We start from the raw sequence: 15487 nt of genomic DNA, 5'->3' as shown, positions 1-15487 counted from the left end.
GGTTGGCAATGCCGTGCTTATTCGTCTTCCAGCTCGATGTTGATACCCAACGAGCGGATTTCTTTCAACAATACGTTGAACGATTCCGGCATACCAGGTTCCATACGATGGTCGCCATCGACGATGTTCTTATACATCTTCGTACGGCCGTTAACGTCATCCGACTTAACAGTTAGCATTTCCTGTAGGGTGTATGCTGCGCCATATGCTTCTAGCGCCCACACTTCCATCTCACCGAAACGCTGACCACCGAACTGAGCTTTACCACCCAGCGGCTGCTGAGTAACTAGGCTGTAAGAACCGGTAGAACGGGCATGCATCTTGTCATCAACCAAGTGGTTCAGTTTCAGCATGTACATGTAACCAACAGTTACAGGACGCTCAAACATGTCACCGGTACGACCGTCAAACAATTTCAGCTGACCAGATTCTGGCAAGTCACCCAATTTCAGAAGCTCTTTAATAGAACTTTCTGGCGCACCGTCGAAGACAGGTGTCGCGATAGGTAGACCATTACGCAGGTTCTTGATCAACGTATGTACTTCGTCGTCGCTTAGGGCGGCAATGTCTACATCCTGGCGCGTGTCGCCAAGATCGTACACTTTCTGCAGGAAGTTACGGAACTGGTGTAGTTCCTGCTGCTGCTTAAGCATCTCGTTCAGTTTGTCACCGATACCTTTCGCTGCAAGACCCAAGTGAGTCTCCAGGATCTGACCGATGTTCATACGAGACGGTACACCCAGCGGGTTCAGTACGATATCAACTGTCTGACCTTTTTCATCGTACGGCATATCTTCAACAGGACAAATCTTAGAGATTACACCCTTGTTACCGTGACGACCCGCCATCTTATCACCAGGCTGGATACGACGCTTAACAGCTAGGTATACCTTAACAATCTTAAGGACACCTGGCGCTAGGTCATCACCCTGAGTGATCTTACGGCGCTTGGTTTCAAATTTCTTATCGAATTCTGATTTCAGCTCGTCGTACTGCTCGGCTAGCTGCTCAAGTTGGTTCTGCTGTGATTCATCATCAAGAGTCTGACCAAACAGCTTCTCGCGGTCCATTGTAGACAATTTGTCTTCGCTGTAACCGGCTGCAAGAAGAAGAGTACGAACACGTGCAAGAAGACCACCCTCAAGGATCTGGAATTCTTCAGTGATGTCTTTCTTAGCTTCTTTCAGCTGCATCTCTTCGATTTCTAGCGCACGCTTGTCTTTCTCAACGCCGTCACGGGTAAATACCTGAACGTCGATGATAGTACCAGACACTGAATTCGGTACACGTAGAGAAGAGTCTTTCACGTCAGACGCTTTCTCACCAAAGATAGCACGTAGTAGCTTCTCTTCAGGAGTCAGCTGAGTTTCACCCTTAGGTGTCACCTTACCAACTAGGATGTCGCCACCCTTAACTTCAGCACCGATGTAAACGATGCCTGACTCATCCAGCTTAGATAGCGCTGCTTCACCCACGTTAGGGATATCGGCAGTAATTTCTTCCGCACCCAGCTTAGTATCACGCGCCACACAAGAGAGTTCTTGAATGTGGATAGTTGTCAGGCGATCTTCCTGTACAACACGCTCAGATACAAGGATGGAATCCTCGAAGTTGTAACCGTTCCAAGGCATGAACGCGATACGCATGTTCTGGCCAAGGGCTAGTTCACCAAGGTCGGTAGATGGACCATCGGCAAGCACGTCACCACGAGCCACAGGCTCACCCGGCATCACAGTTGGACGCTGGTTGATACATGTGTTCTGGTTAGAACGGGTGTATTTGGTCAAGTTATAGATGTCGATACCGGCTTCGCCTGGTACCAACTCGTCTTCGTTAACTTTAATAACGATACGAGAAGCATCTACTGACTGAACCATACCGCCACGTTTAGCTACGGCTGTTACACCGGAGTCAACGGCTACGTTACGTTCGATACCTGTACCTACTAGCGGCTTATCAGCACGTAGAGTAGGAACAGCCTGACGCTGCATGTTCGCACCCATAAGGGCACGGTTTGCATCATCGTGCTCTAGGAATGGGATCAGAGATGCCGCCACCGATACAACCTGGTTGGTTGCAACGTCCATGTACTGAACATGGTCACGTGGGTGCAGACCTGATTCACCTTTCTGGCGAGCAGTGATCAATTCGTCAGTGAATGAGCCGTCTTCGTTAAGCGCGGCGTTCGCCTGAGCGATAACGTAATGACCTTCTTCGATAGCAGATAGGTAATCGATTTCTTCGGTTACCTTGCCATCGATAACTTTACGGTATGGAGTTTCCAAGAAACCGTAAGGGTTACACTGTGCAAAAGCAGACAGTGAGTTGATCAGACCGATGTTTGGACCTTCCGGCGTTTCGATCGGACATAGACGACCGTAGTGGGTCGCGTGAACATCTCGAACCTCAAAGCCAGCACGCTCACGAGTCAGACCACCTGGACCAAGCGCCGAGATACGACGTTTGTGAGTAACTTCTGACAGTGGGTTGTTCTGGTCCATAAACTGAGACAGCTGAGAAGAGCCGAAGAACTCTTTAACTGCCGCAGAAATAGGCTTGGCATTGATAAGGTCTTGAGGCATGACTGCATCAAGGTCACCAAGGCTCAGGCGCTCTTTAACTGCACGTTCAACACGTACCAAACCAACACGGAATTGGTTTTCAGCCATCTCACCTACAGAACGGATACGGCGGTTGCCAAGGTGGTCGATATCATCAACTTCACCTTTACCGTTACGGATATCGATTAGACGACGCATTACATCGATGATGTCAGCGTGATCTAAGGTACCCGGACCTGTAGTTTCTTCACGAACTAGCGAGCTGTTGAACTTCATACGACCAACAGCAGATAGATCGTAACGCTCTTCGCTGAAGAACAAACTTTCGAATAGCTGCTCGGCGGCTTCGCGCGTTGGTGGCTCACCAGGGCGCATCATGCGGTAGATTTCTACCAGTGCGCTTAGGCGATCGGTCGTGCTGTCGACACGGATGGTGTCAGACATGTACGGACCGAAGTCCAGATCGTTCGTAAATAGAACTTCTAGAGACTTGTAGCCTGATTGAGATAGCAGTGCTAGCGTTTCCAGGCTAAGTTCCTGGTTAGCTGCAGCAATCAATTCGCCGGTTTCCTCGTTCACGTAATCACGTGACGCGATTTTACCCACGATGTATTCAACAGGTACTTCGATGTGGTCAACACCGTCTTTACCAAGCTGGCGGATATGGCGAGCGGTAATGCGACGGCCTTGTTCTACGTAAAGTTTACCATTCGCTTCAATGTTGAAACTTGCGGTTTCGCCACGTAGACGTTCAGGTACTAGCTCCATAACCAGAGACTTGCCCTGTACTTCGAAGTTTACTTTGTCGAAGAACATGTCAAGGATCTGCTCGGTTGTGTAGCCTAGAGCACGAAGAATAATAGAAGCTGGAAGCTTACGACGACGGTCGATACGTACGAATACGTTATCCTTAGGATCAAATTCGAAATCCAACCATGAACCACGGTATGGGATTACGCGTGCGTTATAAAGCACTTTACCTGAGGAGTGGGTCTTACCCTTATCGCTGTCGAAGAAAACACCCGGGCTACGGTGTAGCTGGGATACGATAACCCTCTCGGTACCGTTAATAACGAAAGTACCGTTATCTGTCATGAGCGGAATTTCGCCCATGTAAACTTCTTGTTCTTTAATGTCTTTGACTGTGCCAGCTGGCGCGTCTTTGTCGTACATGACAAGACGAAGCTTCACACGAAGTGGGGCAGAATATGTTACGCCACGAATCTGACATTCTTTAACATCGAAGACCGGCTCACCGAGACGATAGCTAACGTATTGCAGCTCGGAATTGCCGTTATAGCTCTGAATTGGAAAAACAGAACGAAAGGCAGCTTCTAGACCGTAATGCCCTTCTGGATCCTGCTCGATGAACTTTTTAAAAGACTCAAGCTGGATCGACAGCAAGTATGGTATGTCCAACACTTGTGGACGCTTACCAAAATCCTTACGGATACGCTTTTTCTCGGTATAAGAGTAAACCATAGGTTCCTCAGATCGCTGATAAGTGATCCAAACTGCTCAAAACGAGGAGCAGTGACTAATGACACTGTTTATTGTTGGAACAGATCTGGAAAACAGAACTGCTTTTTGCATGAATAGTGATTGCAAAACAATGTGAAAACACCACTACCCTACAGCGCAAAAAGGCCGGTGGCATTGTAGCCACCAGCCATTAGCCAATAAAGGCTATGAAGCTAAGTAATTATTACTTAATTTCAACAGAAGCACCAGCTTCTTCTAGCTGAGCTTTAAGAGCGTCAGCTTCTGCTTTGTCAACGCCTTCTTTAAGTGCAGAAGGAGCGCCGTCAACTAGAGCTTTAGCTTCTTTAAGACCTAGGCCAGTTGCGCCACGTACAGCTTTGATAACCTGTACTTTCTGTGCGCCAGCAGCTGTTAGGATTACGTCAAATTCAGTTTGCTCTTCAGCTGCTTCTGCAGCTGCGCCGCCCGCTACTACTGCTGCTGCAGCTGTAACGCCGAATTTTTCTTCCATAGCTTCGATTAGCTCAACAACTTGCATTACAGACATTTCTGCAACTGCGTCTAGGATTTGCTCGTTAGTGATAGACATAACAATTCTCTTTGAAATCAACAATTAGTTTAATATAGCGTTCAGATAAAGCAAAGGCGATTACGCCGCTGCTTCTTCTTTCTGATCGCGTACAGCTGCGATAGTACGTACCAGCTTGCCAGCTGAAGCTTCTTTCATGCACATCATTAGGCGTGCAATCGCTTCGTCGTAAGTTGGTAGTGTCGCAAGAATTTCTGCGTCAGCAACAGCGCCTTCGAATGCGGCTGCTTTGATCTCGAAATCTTTATTCTCTTTAGCGAAGTCTTTGAAAAGACGCGCTGCAGCACCTGGGTGCTCATTAGAGAAACCGATTAGTGAAGGACCAACGAAAACGTCTTTTAGACATTCGAAATCAGTACCTTCAACTGCACGACGTGCTAGTGTGTTACGAACAACTTTCAGGTAAACGCCGTTTTCACGAGCTTGTTTACGTAGAGAAGTCATCGCACCAACTGCAACGCCACGCGAGTCAGCAACAACTGCAGACAGGGCACCATTGGCAGCTTCGTTGACTTCAGCAACAATTGCTTTTTTGTCTTGAAGATTTAATGCCATTGGATATAGCTCCTGGATTTTGCTGGGTTACCCCAGTCATTACACCACTCACTGCCACTATGACAGGAGAGTCTTACGGCGCAGATCCAAGATAGATTTACATCAATCATGTTCTGGCACCGTCTACGTAGGTAATATTAAGCTTGCTCTGAAGAGCAAAACGCCTACGGTCTTTGACGGAGGTCAATTGCTAAGCAATCAACCTCAGCCATGAATTTGTGAACGCCGAATTATACACTAATTCAGCGTTACTGCAAATTACTGAGCGTTAGTTTCCAGAGTATTCTGGTCTAGCGCTACACCTGCACCCATAGTGGTGGAGATGCTTACTTTCTTGATAAAGTTACCTTTAGCTGAAGAAGGCTTCGCTTTCTTCAGTGCAACTAGAAGAGACTCTAGGTTCTCTTTTAGTTGTTCAGCATCGAAGTCCACTTTACCGATAGTAGTGTGGATGATACCGTTCTTGTCGTTACGGTAACGAACCTGACCTGCTTTAGCGTTCTTAACCGCTTGAGCAACGTTAGGAGTTACAGTACCAACTTTAGGGTTTGGCATTAGACCGCGTGGACCAAGAATAGTACCAAGCTGACCTACAACGCGCATTGCATCTGGAGATGCGATAACTACGTCAAAGTTCATCTCGCCTTTCTTAACCTGTGCAGCAAGCTCTTCCATACCTACTAGGTCAGCGCCAGCTTCTTTAGCAGCTTCAGCGTTTGCACCCTGAGTGAATACCGCAACGCGGATTTCACGGCCAGTACCGTGTGGTAGCACAGTTGCGCCACGAACGTTCTGGTCAGATTTACGTGCATCGATGCCAAGGTTAACAGCAACGTCAACGCTTTCAGTAAATTTAGCAGTAGCTAGTTCTTTAAGAAGAGCAACAGCTTCGTTGATGTCGTACTCACGTGCAACGTCAACTTTTTCGCGGATTACGCGCATACGCTTAGTTAGTTTTGCCATTGTCTTAACCCTCTACCACTAGACCCATTGAACGAGCAGTACCAGCAATCGAACGCTTCATAGCTTCGATGTCAGCACCAGTCATGTCCGCAGCTTTAGTTTCTGCGATCTCTTGGATCTGAGCGTCAGTTACAGTACCAACTTTCTCAGTGTTCGGGCGGCCAGAACCAGACTTAACGCCAGCAGCTTTCTTAAGAAGAACAGCAGCAGGTGGAGTCTTAGTGATGAACGTGAACGAACGGTCGTTGTATACTGTGATAACAACTGGAGTCGGTAGACCTTTCTCAATTGAGTCAGTCTTAGCGTTAAACGCTTTACAGAATTCCATGATGTTTACACCATGTTGACCAAGAGCTGGACCAACCGGTGGACTTGGGTTTGCTGCACCAGCTGCAACTTGCAGCTTGATGTAAGCTTCTACTTTTTTAGCCATTGCTATTTACCTTAATTTGGGTTCGAACGTCTATTTTCGAGAAATAGACTCCCCGTCTAACGAAAGGGCGCGAAATTATAGTCCAATTTCACGCCCCTGACAACTAAAACTGATTACTTAATGATCAGCTTTTTTCCACCTGACCAAACTCCAGTTCTACAGGAGTCGCACGGCCGAAGATGGATACAGATACCTTCACACGGCTCTTGTCGTAGTCAACTTCTTCTACAACACCGTTAAAGTCTGCGAACGGGCCATCCGTAACACGGACAACTTCACCCGGTTCAAAGACCGTCTTGTGAACAGGCGATTCACTCGCTTTCTCAAGACGGTTAAGAATAGCATCTGCCTCTTTATCAGAGATCGGAGCCGGACGGTCAGATGTACCGCCGATGAACCCCATTACACGAGGGATACTACGTACCAGATGCCATGTCTCATCGTTCATCACCATCTGTACAAGCACATAGCCAGGGAAGAACTTTCGTTCGCTCTTACGGCGCTGGCCCGCACGGACTTCCACAACTTCTTCAGTTGGGACAAGTACTTCTTCGAAGTGCTCTTCCATGCCGTGCATTTTGATATGCTCACGTAGTGATTGTGCTACACGACCTTCAAAACCAGAGAAGGCCTGTACTACATACCATCGTTTTTTTGGAGCTTCGCTCATGAACTCTTACCTCACACACCGGTAACTAGGCGGACTAGACGGACCATGATGCCGTCGATGCCCCACAAGGCTAACGCCATAATGACAGTGACAGCTAAAACGATAAAGGTTGTCTGCGTAGCTTCCTGACGAGTAGGCCATACTACCTTGCGGACTTCCATGCGCGATTCGCGGGCAAACGAGATCGCGGTTTTACCTTTTGCTGTAAGTGCGGCAATACCACCAGCTGCGGCCACAAGGACAACAACAGCAGCAGCACGTAGCACTACAGAAACATCACTGTACAGGTAATTACCAACCACAGCGGCAGCTAGCAAGGCAAATACAGCGACCCACTTAAGGCCATCCATACCACCAGAGCTGCTTTGGTTTTCGGCATTCGCTTTCATACAACCAACCTGTAACTAGTCTCAATATAGACGAAAATAACCCCGCATAAGCGAGGCGCAATGAAGGAAAGCTCTAAAGCCTTAATTACAAACAAAAAACTTCATCATAGTAAAATTTTTTTCCTGCACGCTTGAGCAAAAAATATGCAAAACCAAGCAACAGCGCAGAAAAAGGGCATCAAATGATGCCCTTTTTAGTACCGTGTCGTCAAATATTATTCAACGATAGTTGCAACAACACCAGCACCAACTGTACGGCCACCTTCACGGATAGCAAAACGTAGACCTTCGTCCATCGCGATAGGTGCGATTAGAGTAACAGTCATAGAGATGTTATCACCAGGCATTACCATTTCTACGCCTTCAGGTAGCTCGATAGTACCTGTTACGTCAGTTGTACGGAAGTAGAACTGTGGACGGTAACCTTTGAAGAAAGGAGTGTGACGACCGCCTTCATCTTTAGAAAGAACATAGATTTCTGAAGTGAAAGTAGTGTGTGGAGTGATTGAACCTGGCTTAGCAAGAACCTGGCCACGCTCAACTTCGTCACGCTTAGTACCACGTAGAAGAACACCAACGTTCTCACCAGCACGGCCTTCGTCAAGAAGCTTACGGAACATCTCAACACCAGTACAAGTAGTAGTGGTAGTTTCTTTGATGCCGATGATTTCTACTTCGTCACCTACAGTGATGATACCTTGCTCAACACGACCAGTAACAACAGTACCACGGCCCTGGATTGAGAATACATCTTCGATAGGAAGGATGAATGGTAGATCGATTGCACGCTCTGGCTCTGGGATGTAGTTATCTAGAGCTTCAGCTAGTTCAACAATCTTGTCTTCCCACTCTTTCTCGCCGTTTAGAGCGCCAAGAGCAGAACCCATGATTACTGGGCAGTCATCACCTGGGAATTCGTACTCAGAAAGAAGTTCACGAACTTCCATCTCAACTAGCTCTAGAAGCTCTTCGTCATCAACCATGTCACACTTGTTCATGAACACGATGATGTAAGGGATACCAACCTGACGCCCTAGTAGGATGTGCTCACGAGTCTGAGGCATAGGGCCATCAGTTGCAGCAACAACTAGAATACCACCGTCCATCTGCGCAGCACCAGTGATCATGTTTTTAACGTAATCGGCGTGTCCTGGGCAGTCTACGTGTGCGTAGTGACGAGATGGAGTATCGTACTCTACGTGAGAAGTAGAGATTGTGATACCACGCTCGCGCTCTTCTGGAGCGTTATCGATAGATGCGAAGTCTTTAGCTTGGCCACCGTACACTTTTGCAAGCGTAGTACAGATAGCAGCAGTTAGAGTTGTTTTACCGTGGTCAACGTGGCCGATAGTACCAACGTTAACGTGCGGTTTTACGCGTTCAAATTTTTCTTTAGACATGGATAGTCCCTCTAGGCACGGTATTTGGTGGCATTACGACCACACAACCAATCATGGGTTTGTAGAGTATATATCAAAAGGATTGAACTGACTTAAGGAGAGAGTGGTGCTAATAGGCGGAGTCGAACCGCCGACCTCACCCTTACCAAGGGTGCGCTCTACCAACTGAGCTATATCAGCACACAAGAAATGTGGAGCGGGCAGCGGGAATCGAACCCGCATCATCAGCTTGGAAGGCTGAGGTAATAGCCATTATACGATGCCCGCAAAAATCGTCACTCGATAAGCTATTCTTTCTATTGAAACTGGTGGAGGGAGATGGATTCGAACCATCGAAGGCAGAGCCGTCAGATTTACAGTCTGATCCCTTTGGCCACTCGGGAACCCCTCCAAATTTTTAGCACTTTCACTCATTTAGGAGAAAGTGGTGCCGACTACCGGAATCGAACTGGTGACCTACTGATTACAAGTCAGTTGCTCTACCTACTGAGCTAAGTCGGCGTAAGTGCTGCGCATTCTAGAGAACTATCTCTAGCCTTGCAATACCTTTTTAGTGATTTTTTCAGATTTCGAACTCTGCCGGACAAATTTTAGCCGTTAGCGACATTTCGCATACAAAGCAAGGCCTTCCAATACTAAATCTGAACGGTGATAGTAGTCCTTCCCCCACAGCTGAGGCAAATGTCGAACACCTCCACCACATAGGATCACTTTGGGTTCAGTTTTTAAACGCTCTTTAGCTTGTGACAGACCATATTCAATTAGCCCGACCAAGGCGGCTCGGCATCCGTTTTTCAGCCCATCAGCGGTGTTATCGGCAAAGGTCAAGGTATCGCTATGTTCTCTGTCGGAGAAGACCTTGGTGGTATTCTCGAGCACCGACTTCATCATTAGCTGGTAACCGGGAGCTATCCAGCCGCCAAGATGTTTCCCGTCTTCGGACATGACATCAAAGGTGAGTGCGGTGCCGATATCCACGATAACTGTCGGCGCTTTGAATTCCTGGCGAATAGCCACCAGCGTCAACCAGCGATCTACCCCCAAGTATTGGTATTCGCTGTAAGCGTTCTTGACACCAAAGTCTTTCTTTAGTGTCTTCACCTGCATCACCGGGATGTTGGCCAACTGCGAGATACGTTGAATCGAATTATCAACTTCTACCGGGCCAACACTAGCGAACACTATCCTGGTGACTCCATTCTCCAGCAAGGGCTCCAAGACCATCTCCAGTTTACGGCTTGGGTAACGACCCAATAGCGTAAAATGGCCATCTTCAAATAGTTGGGCAACTTTTACATAGCTGTTGCCCGCTTCAATCAAAATTTGCATCAACAACCTCTAAGGCTGATTTCACCACCGAGATAAGGTGTGACCCCCTCCTCGGTTTCCAGTAATAACGCTCCCTGGCTATTGATCCCGCGAGCAATCCCTTCCACTACACGGTTACCCATCAATAACTTCACAGGGCGATCCAAAAAGTTATCCAGTCTATTCCAGCGCGTTGCAAAACCATCCATCCCGCTTTCTTCATAATCATTCAAAGCATCATAGAGGCGATTGATCAACGTTGCGGCAAGTGTATTGCGGTCAGGCAGAGTGTCGCAAGCCTCGGTAAGATTGGTCCAAGACTGTTCAATCGCCTCGCCTTCTGACTCCGGCATTGCAATGTTAAGACCCATACCAATCACTAAATGTGCCGCTTCGCCAGTCTGTCCTGACATTTCCACAAGAATGCCAGCCAACTTGCGGTCTTGGTAATAAAGATCATTGGGCCATTTAACCCTGATCCCATCGGCACCGAGGGACTCAAGCGCTTCAGCAATCGCAACACCGACCACTAAGCTCAATCCCATCGCAGCTGCGATACCGGCATCCAGTCGCCAATACATCGAGAGGTAGAGGTTGCTACCAAACGGTGATAGCCACTGCCTCCCTCGCCTACCTCGGCCAGCTTGCTGGTATTCAGCAAAGCAACTTGCTCCTTTGGGCATGCTACCGACACGGTCCAATAAGTATTGGTTGGTAGAGTCAATCACTGGAATAACCTCTAAGCTCGGGCACTTTACCTGAGCCAAGATCTTATCGCAATCAAGGAGCTCCAGTTTTGCAGGTAGGCTGTAACCTTTGCCTGGTAAGCGGAAAATATCAATTCCCCACGTTCGCAATACCTTGATATGTTTACTCACTGCAGCACGGGAGATTCCTAGAGCCTCCCCCAGCGCTTCTCCTGAATGGAACTGTCCATCCGCCAATTTGGCAATCAGAGCCAGGCGTGTGGAATGCTCTTTCATTGATTAACCTCTGCCAATGTCGTTTCTCTTGTCGCTGCCATAAAACGAACTTCATGCTCCAGTTTGATACCAAACTTCTCTATCACGCAGTCCACAACATACTGAGCAAGTTGTACTACATCTTTAACTTCGGCATGCTGGTAATTTATCAACACCAACGCCTGCTGATCATGCACCCGAGCTCCACCTATCTGATGGCCCTTAAGCTGGCACTGTTCAATAAGCCATCCGGCAGCAAGCTTTTCCAAGTTATCAGGCTGAGGATAATGCGGCATTGCAGGATGTTGTGCAAGTAGATGCTTAACAACATCCGGTTCAACTAGGGGGTTTTTGAAGAAGCTACCGGCGTTTCCAAGCACCTTCGGATCCGGCAGCTTTGCTTGTCGAATATCACACACAGCTAAAAGAATCTCTCTCGCCGTCACAGTAGTAGGATCAAACTGTGCCAGCGGGCCATAGGAGATTACGGGCTTCCATACTTTTGGCAACCTTAGACCAACAGCGATAATGGCATGGCTGTCTTTTAGGTCATGCTTAAAAATAGAGTCTCGGTAGCCAAACTGGCATTCTGCGGCAGACAGCCGGCTTTGCTTGCCGGTTTCTAGCTCAACGATATCGACATATTCGCAGATATCTTTTAGCTCAACCCCATAAGCACCGATGTTCTGAATTGGCGAAGAACCAACACAGCCGGGTATCAAGGCTAGGTTTTCCAATCCTGGCATACCCTGCTCAACTGTTTGGGTTACTAGTTGATGCCAATCTTCACCGGCCCCAACATGGAGCATAAAAGCCTGAGCCGTTTCTTGAACATCAACACCAGCGATACGGTTGAGAATAACGACACCGGAGAAGTCGCCACAAAATAGAATATTGCTCCCTTGGCCCAGGATCAACTTAGGCAGATCCCGATACCTTTCATCTTGCCAGATAGACACCAACTCTTGTGCTGTCTCGGCAACAACAATATCTTTAGCCTTCACATTCAGACCAAATGTATGAAATGGTGCTAGTGACCTATCTTGCAAAACTTTCATGCGACTTCTGATCCATACCTTTATACTAGGGGCTGTATTTTAACTGATTCATCCACTCTTGGCAGTGTTTTCACTATGAGCAAGCTTAGATTTCACCCTCTTGAGCCTCTTCGGTTCCCGTTAATTAACCGCTTTTATAAGTCTTACTACCCTGCAGGAAAGGCAAAAAAAGATGAAGTTATCTGGATCGGCGAGGATAACAAAGGCATACAAGCCTGTGTCAGGTTCAAGCAATTTGGCGAATACCAACTGCTCACCGGTATGCTTGTGCACCCAGAGCTCCGCTCTCAAGGCTATGCCATTGCCCTTCTCGAGGCCAGCAAAGAACAAATAACCACATCCCAATGTTACTGCTTTGCCTTCAGCCACTTGGAAGAATTATACCAAGGTTCTGGATTTACAATCATTGAGGATAATGCGTTGCCCGAACAGCTCAAGTCAAGAATAAACCGCTATAGGCAAAGCGGTAAAACACTCACTCCCATGATCTATGCTCAAAGGAGTAAGCTTGAATTAAGCCAAGCGTGATATAAGCCAACTTAGCAATACGTTGACTATGATATTTTTCTGATATAATCGCGCCCTTAACTAACCGATTCATCCTTATTAAGGTCGCGTAAACGAGGCGATAATGGATTCAGCTATTGCTAACAAGCAACGCATTGAGCAACTGCCGTGTATTGCACACAAGCCAGATGATTTAGAGACCCTTCTCGATGCAGGATCGTTCCGTGAACGTCTCCACCAAGAAATCTCCAATGCCAAAGCGCGTATTTATCTAGTCGCGCTCTACCTTCAAGATGACGATGGCGGACGTGGGATCCTCACTGCGCTTTACGAAGCCAAGCAGGCTAACCCAGCACTTGATATAAAAGTACTGGTTGACTGGCACCGGGCTCAGCGTGGGCTTATCGGGGCAGATAAGTCAGATGGTAATGCCGCCCTATACCGCGAGTTCTCGGAGAAATACGAGCATCAGATTAATATTCTCGGTGTACCGGTCCGTAACCGTGAAGTATTTGGTGTGCTACACCTGAAAGGCTTTGTCGTCGATGACAAGATCATCTACAGCGGTGCCAGCTTAAACGATGTATATCTGGCTCAACACCAACGTTATCGCTATGACCGCTATCACGTGATCAAAAATGGCCACCTTGCCGATAGCATGGCCAATTTCATTGTCGACACCTTAGTGAACAGCGATGCTGTGAATTGCCTCAGTCAGGTCAACCGTCCAGAGACCCGTAACCTGAAAGGGCCAATAAAAGAATTGCGCCACCAACTACAAAAAGCCAGTTATCAATTCAACCCAGAGCAGATCTCTGATGACGAAGTCGGCCTGACCCCACTCGTTGGCCTGGGTAAACGGAAAAACCGTCTAAACCAACATATCTGTACCCTTATAGCGAGTGCACAGAAAGAATTGACGATTTGCACCCCTTATTTCAACTTTCCTCGTAGCATTAGTAGAGAAGTAAAAAGAGCACTGCGTCGCGGCGTGAAAGTGACAATCATCGTGGGTGACAAAACAGCAAATGACTTCTATATCCCGCCTAGCGAGCCGTTTAAAACCATCGCAGGGCTACCTTACCTTTATGAAGTCAATCTGCGTCACTTTGCCAAACAAAATGAAGCAGCGATAGCAAGACGTCAACTTGCTATCCACCTGTGGAAACACAATGACAATAGTTTCCACCTCAAGGGAATCTGGGTTGATCGTAGCTATATGCTGATCACGGGTAACAACCTAAACCCTAGGGCTTGGAAGTTGGATTTGGAAAATGCCATTCTGGTCCATGATAAGCAACAACTATTAGCAGACCAGAAACAGCGTGAGCTTGACCGTATATTGATGCACACTCAGCTTGTTGGCAGCTATAAGTTCATCGACAAAGTTGATGCTTACCCAGCCCCTGTGCGAAAACTAATCAAACGCATAAGACGAGTTAAGGCTGATCACATCCTTAATCAGATCCTGTAGAAGAGACCGTCATGACGATTGCAGCTATTGATGTTGATCCACAAAAAACGTTCACTCCTCTGTGCCCTAACGAATTGCCCGTAGCTGAAGGTGACACTATAGGTCAGGAGCTAAACCACCAGGCAGGTTTCGCTGATTTACGCGTTCTGACCAAGGATGCGCACCCAAGTAATGCAGTGTGGGTGGTAGATACGCATGACAAGATGCTTTCCCCCTTAGAACACCCCAATGCCGATCTGACTTGGGTCAGCCATGCCGTGCCAGGCACGCCTGGTTTTGAAACCATTCCAGATCTTCCGCCTGTCACTGAGTATGATCATGTTATTTGGAAGGGGATCGAGCCAGATCTTCATCCTTATGGCGCCTGCTATCATGATCTTGAGGAAAAACTGAGTACTGGTCTTATAGAGTGGCTGGCAACCCAAAAGGTCGATACCATCTTGGTTGGAGGCTTAGCAACTGACTATTGTGTGAAGACAACAGCCATACAGCTTCAAGCTACTGGGCAATTTAAGGTGCTCGTCAACCTCGCGGCCTGTCGTGGTATTGCGCCTGAAACAGTTGCCCAAGCTTGCACAGAGATGAGGCTGGCTGGCATTATCGTCTGCAACGACAGTAAAGCCGTTAAAGCGCAACTCTCATAGCCTCTAACATGCAATCGTCATAATACGCTTCAAACCCAGCCAACAGCTGGGTTTTCTTTATCTCTTCCCTTTTGCCCCAGCCCGTTCTCCAGAAGTCATAGAGTCTTCATCAACTTAAACATATCTCTTCCTGATATTTCCGACCTAAGGGCGAAAAACCACAGCATGATATAGCGACCTCACCAATAAATAGAGAAGACACAGCCTCATGAGAGCCACTTTACTAAAACCACAAATAGCAAAAAGCCTCATACCTCACTAGCACCGCGGGGAATACGTCCACCTCAGATCCCATTCGATCTTCAGACGTTAAAAAGCCCAGCTAAAAGGCTGGGCTTCTTAATAAGTGGCGGAGCGGCCGGGCTGGCGCTCCAGCGGGACTCATTCGCCTGCAAGGCGAACATATCTGACAGATGTAAAAAAGCCCAAGCATTTCTGCTTGGGCTTAGTATAAGTGGCGGAGCGGACGGGACTCGAACCCGCGACCCCCGG

At 47.7% G+C, this 15487-nt stretch carries 14 protein-coding genes and 4 tRNA genes; 3 read left to right on the top strand and 15 right to left on the bottom strand.

What is annotated here, in order from left to right; translation table 11 throughout:
* Positions 1 to 17 precede the first annotated feature (17 nt).
* The 15 genes from rpoB to murB form a co-directional block, all read right to left on the bottom strand.
* Positions 18 to 4043, bottom strand: a complete 4026-nt coding sequence (gene rpoB, locus ACVA58_RS23990; protein WP_446512804.1) for a DNA-directed RNA polymerase subunit beta — start codon at positions 4041 to 4043, stop codon at positions 18 to 20.
* Positions 4044 to 4266: 223 nt separating this feature from the next.
* Positions 4267 to 4632 carry a 50S ribosomal protein L7/L12 gene (gene rplL / locus ACVA58_RS23985; RefSeq protein WP_107350967.1) on the bottom strand — a complete coding sequence of 122 codons (366 nt, stop codon included), beginning with the start codon at positions 4630 to 4632 and terminating at the stop codon, positions 4267 to 4269.
* A 60-nt stretch (positions 4633 to 4692) separates the two neighbouring features.
* Positions 4693 to 5187, bottom strand: a complete 495-nt coding sequence (gene rplJ / locus ACVA58_RS23980; protein WP_048899796.1) for a 50S ribosomal protein L10 — start codon at positions 5185 to 5187, stop codon at positions 4693 to 4695.
* 258 nt (positions 5188 to 5445) lie between these two features.
* A complete protein-coding gene (rplA, locus tag ACVA58_RS23975) occupies positions 5446 to 6150 on the bottom strand; it encodes a 50S ribosomal protein L1 (RefSeq protein WP_446512803.1) in 705 nt (234 codons plus the stop codon).
* 4 nt (positions 6151 to 6154) lie between these two features.
* On the bottom strand, positions 6155 to 6583 hold the full coding sequence (rplK, locus tag ACVA58_RS23970; RefSeq protein ID WP_107350964.1) for a 50S ribosomal protein L11: 429 nt from the start codon (positions 6581 to 6583) through the stop codon (positions 6155 to 6157).
* A 124-nt stretch (positions 6584 to 6707) separates the two neighbouring features.
* Complete coding sequence (gene nusG, locus ACVA58_RS23965) at positions 6708 to 7253, bottom strand: transcription termination/antitermination protein NusG (protein ID WP_047874630.1); 546 nt, start codon at positions 7251 to 7253, stop codon at positions 6708 to 6710.
* 11 nt (positions 7254 to 7264) lie between these two features.
* Positions 7265 to 7642 carry a preprotein translocase subunit SecE gene (gene secE, locus ACVA58_RS23960; protein WP_107350963.1) on the bottom strand — a complete coding sequence of 126 codons (378 nt, stop codon included), beginning with the start codon at positions 7640 to 7642 and terminating at the stop codon, positions 7265 to 7267.
* 215 nt (positions 7643 to 7857) lie between these two features.
* A complete protein-coding gene (gene tuf / locus ACVA58_RS23955) occupies positions 7858 to 9042 on the bottom strand; it encodes an elongation factor Tu (protein ID WP_107350962.1) in 1185 nt (394 codons plus the stop codon).
* A 104-nt stretch (positions 9043 to 9146) separates the two neighbouring features.
* A tRNA-Thr gene (locus ACVA58_RS23950) sits at positions 9147 to 9222 on the bottom strand.
* A 12-nt stretch (positions 9223 to 9234) separates the two neighbouring features.
* Positions 9235 to 9309: transfer RNA gene (locus ACVA58_RS23945), tRNA-Gly, on the bottom strand.
* A gap of 39 nt (positions 9310 to 9348) precedes the next feature.
* Positions 9349 to 9433, bottom strand: a tRNA-Tyr gene (locus ACVA58_RS23940).
* Positions 9434 to 9467: 34 nt separating this feature from the next.
* A tRNA-Thr gene (locus ACVA58_RS23935) sits at positions 9468 to 9543 on the bottom strand.
* Positions 9544 to 9639: 96 nt separating this feature from the next.
* On the bottom strand, positions 9640 to 10371 hold the full coding sequence (locus ACVA58_RS23930) for a type III pantothenate kinase (RefSeq protein WP_446512802.1): 732 nt from the start codon (positions 10369 to 10371) through the stop codon (positions 9640 to 9642).
* Positions 10371 to 11333 carry a bifunctional biotin--[acetyl-CoA-carboxylase] ligase/biotin operon repressor BirA gene (birA, locus tag ACVA58_RS23925; protein ID WP_446512801.1) on the bottom strand — a complete coding sequence of 321 codons (963 nt, stop codon included), beginning with the start codon at positions 11331 to 11333 and terminating at the stop codon, positions 10371 to 10373. Before birA ends, ACVA58_RS23930 begins: the two co-directional genes overlap by 1 nt.
* The gene (murB, locus tag ACVA58_RS23920) at positions 11330 to 12370 is read right to left on the bottom strand and encodes a UDP-N-acetylmuramate dehydrogenase (RefSeq protein ID WP_446512800.1); all 1041 of its coding nucleotides are present in this window, start codon (positions 12368 to 12370) and stop codon (positions 11330 to 11332) included. Before murB ends, birA begins: the two co-directional genes overlap by 4 nt.
* Before the next feature lie 75 nt (positions 12371 to 12445).
* Here murB and ACVA58_RS23915 point away from each other — a divergent pair, with 75 nt between their 5' ends.
* From ACVA58_RS23915 to ACVA58_RS23905, 3 genes are all read left to right on the top strand, one after another.
* Complete coding sequence (locus ACVA58_RS23915; protein ID WP_446512799.1) at positions 12446 to 12898, top strand: GNAT family N-acetyltransferase; 453 nt, start codon at positions 12446 to 12448, stop codon at positions 12896 to 12898.
* A gap of 103 nt (positions 12899 to 13001) precedes the next feature.
* On the top strand, positions 13002 to 14351 hold the full coding sequence (gene pssA, locus ACVA58_RS23910) for a CDP-diacylglycerol--serine O-phosphatidyltransferase (protein ID WP_446512798.1): 1350 nt from the start codon (positions 13002 to 13004) through the stop codon (positions 14349 to 14351).
* An 11-nt stretch (positions 14352 to 14362) separates the two neighbouring features.
* Positions 14363 to 14995 (top strand): nicotinamidase, encoded by a 633-nt coding sequence (locus tag ACVA58_RS23905; RefSeq protein ID WP_446512797.1) that lies wholly within the window; start codon positions 14363 to 14365, stop codon positions 14993 to 14995.
* Positions 14996 to 15487: the final 492 nt, after the last annotated feature.

This window comes from Photobacterium sp. DNB22_13_2 (assembly GCF_052873915.1).
The sequence above is the reverse complement of the archived record's forward strand: the minus strand, read 5'-3'. Positions and strand labels throughout refer to the sequence as shown.

Bases quoted from the DNA above. Each gene is read 5' to 3' on its own strand.
- rpoB (WP_446512804.1), bottom strand. From the start codon at position 4,043: ATGGTTTACTCTTATACCGAGAAAAAGCGTATCCGTAAGGATTTTGGT.
- rplL (WP_107350967.1), bottom strand. From the start codon at position 4,632: ATGTCTATCACTAACGAGCAAATCCTAGACGCAGTTGCAGAAATGTCT.
- rplJ (WP_048899796.1), bottom strand. From the start codon at position 5,187: ATGGCATTAAATCTTCAAGACAAAAAAGCAATTGTTGCTGAAGTCAAC.
- rplA (WP_446512803.1), bottom strand. From the start codon at position 6,150: ATGGCAAAACTAACTAAGCGTATGCGCGTAATCCGCGAAAAAGTTGAC.
- rplK (WP_107350964.1), bottom strand. From the start codon at position 6,583: ATGGCTAAAAAAGTAGAAGCTTACATCAAGCTGCAAGTTGCAGCTGGT.
- nusG (WP_047874630.1), bottom strand. From the start codon at position 7,253: ATGAGCGAAGCTCCAAAAAAACGATGGTATGTAGTACAGGCCTTCTCT.
- secE (WP_107350963.1), bottom strand. From the start codon at position 7,642: ATGAAAGCGAATGCCGAAAACCAAAGCAGCTCTGGTGGTATGGATGGC.
- tuf (WP_107350962.1), bottom strand. From the start codon at position 9,042: ATGTCTAAAGAAAAATTTGAACGCGTAAAACCGCACGTTAACGTTGGT.
- ACVA58_RS23930 (WP_446512802.1), bottom strand. From the start codon at position 10,371: ATGCAAATTTTGATTGAAGCGGGCAACAGCTATGTAAAAGTTGCCCAA.
- birA (WP_446512801.1), bottom strand. From the start codon at position 11,333: ATGAAAGAGCATTCCACACGCCTGGCTCTGATTGCCAAATTGGCGGAT.
- murB (WP_446512800.1), bottom strand. From the start codon at position 12,370: ATGAAAGTTTTGCAAGATAGGTCACTAGCACCATTTCATACATTTGGT.
- ACVA58_RS23915 (WP_446512799.1), top strand. From the start codon at position 12,446: ATGAGCAAGCTTAGATTTCACCCTCTTGAGCCTCTTCGGTTCCCGTTA.
- pssA (WP_446512798.1), top strand. From the start codon at position 13,002: ATGGATTCAGCTATTGCTAACAAGCAACGCATTGAGCAACTGCCGTGT.
- ACVA58_RS23905 (WP_446512797.1), top strand. From the start codon at position 14,363: ATGACGATTGCAGCTATTGATGTTGATCCACAAAAAACGTTCACTCCT.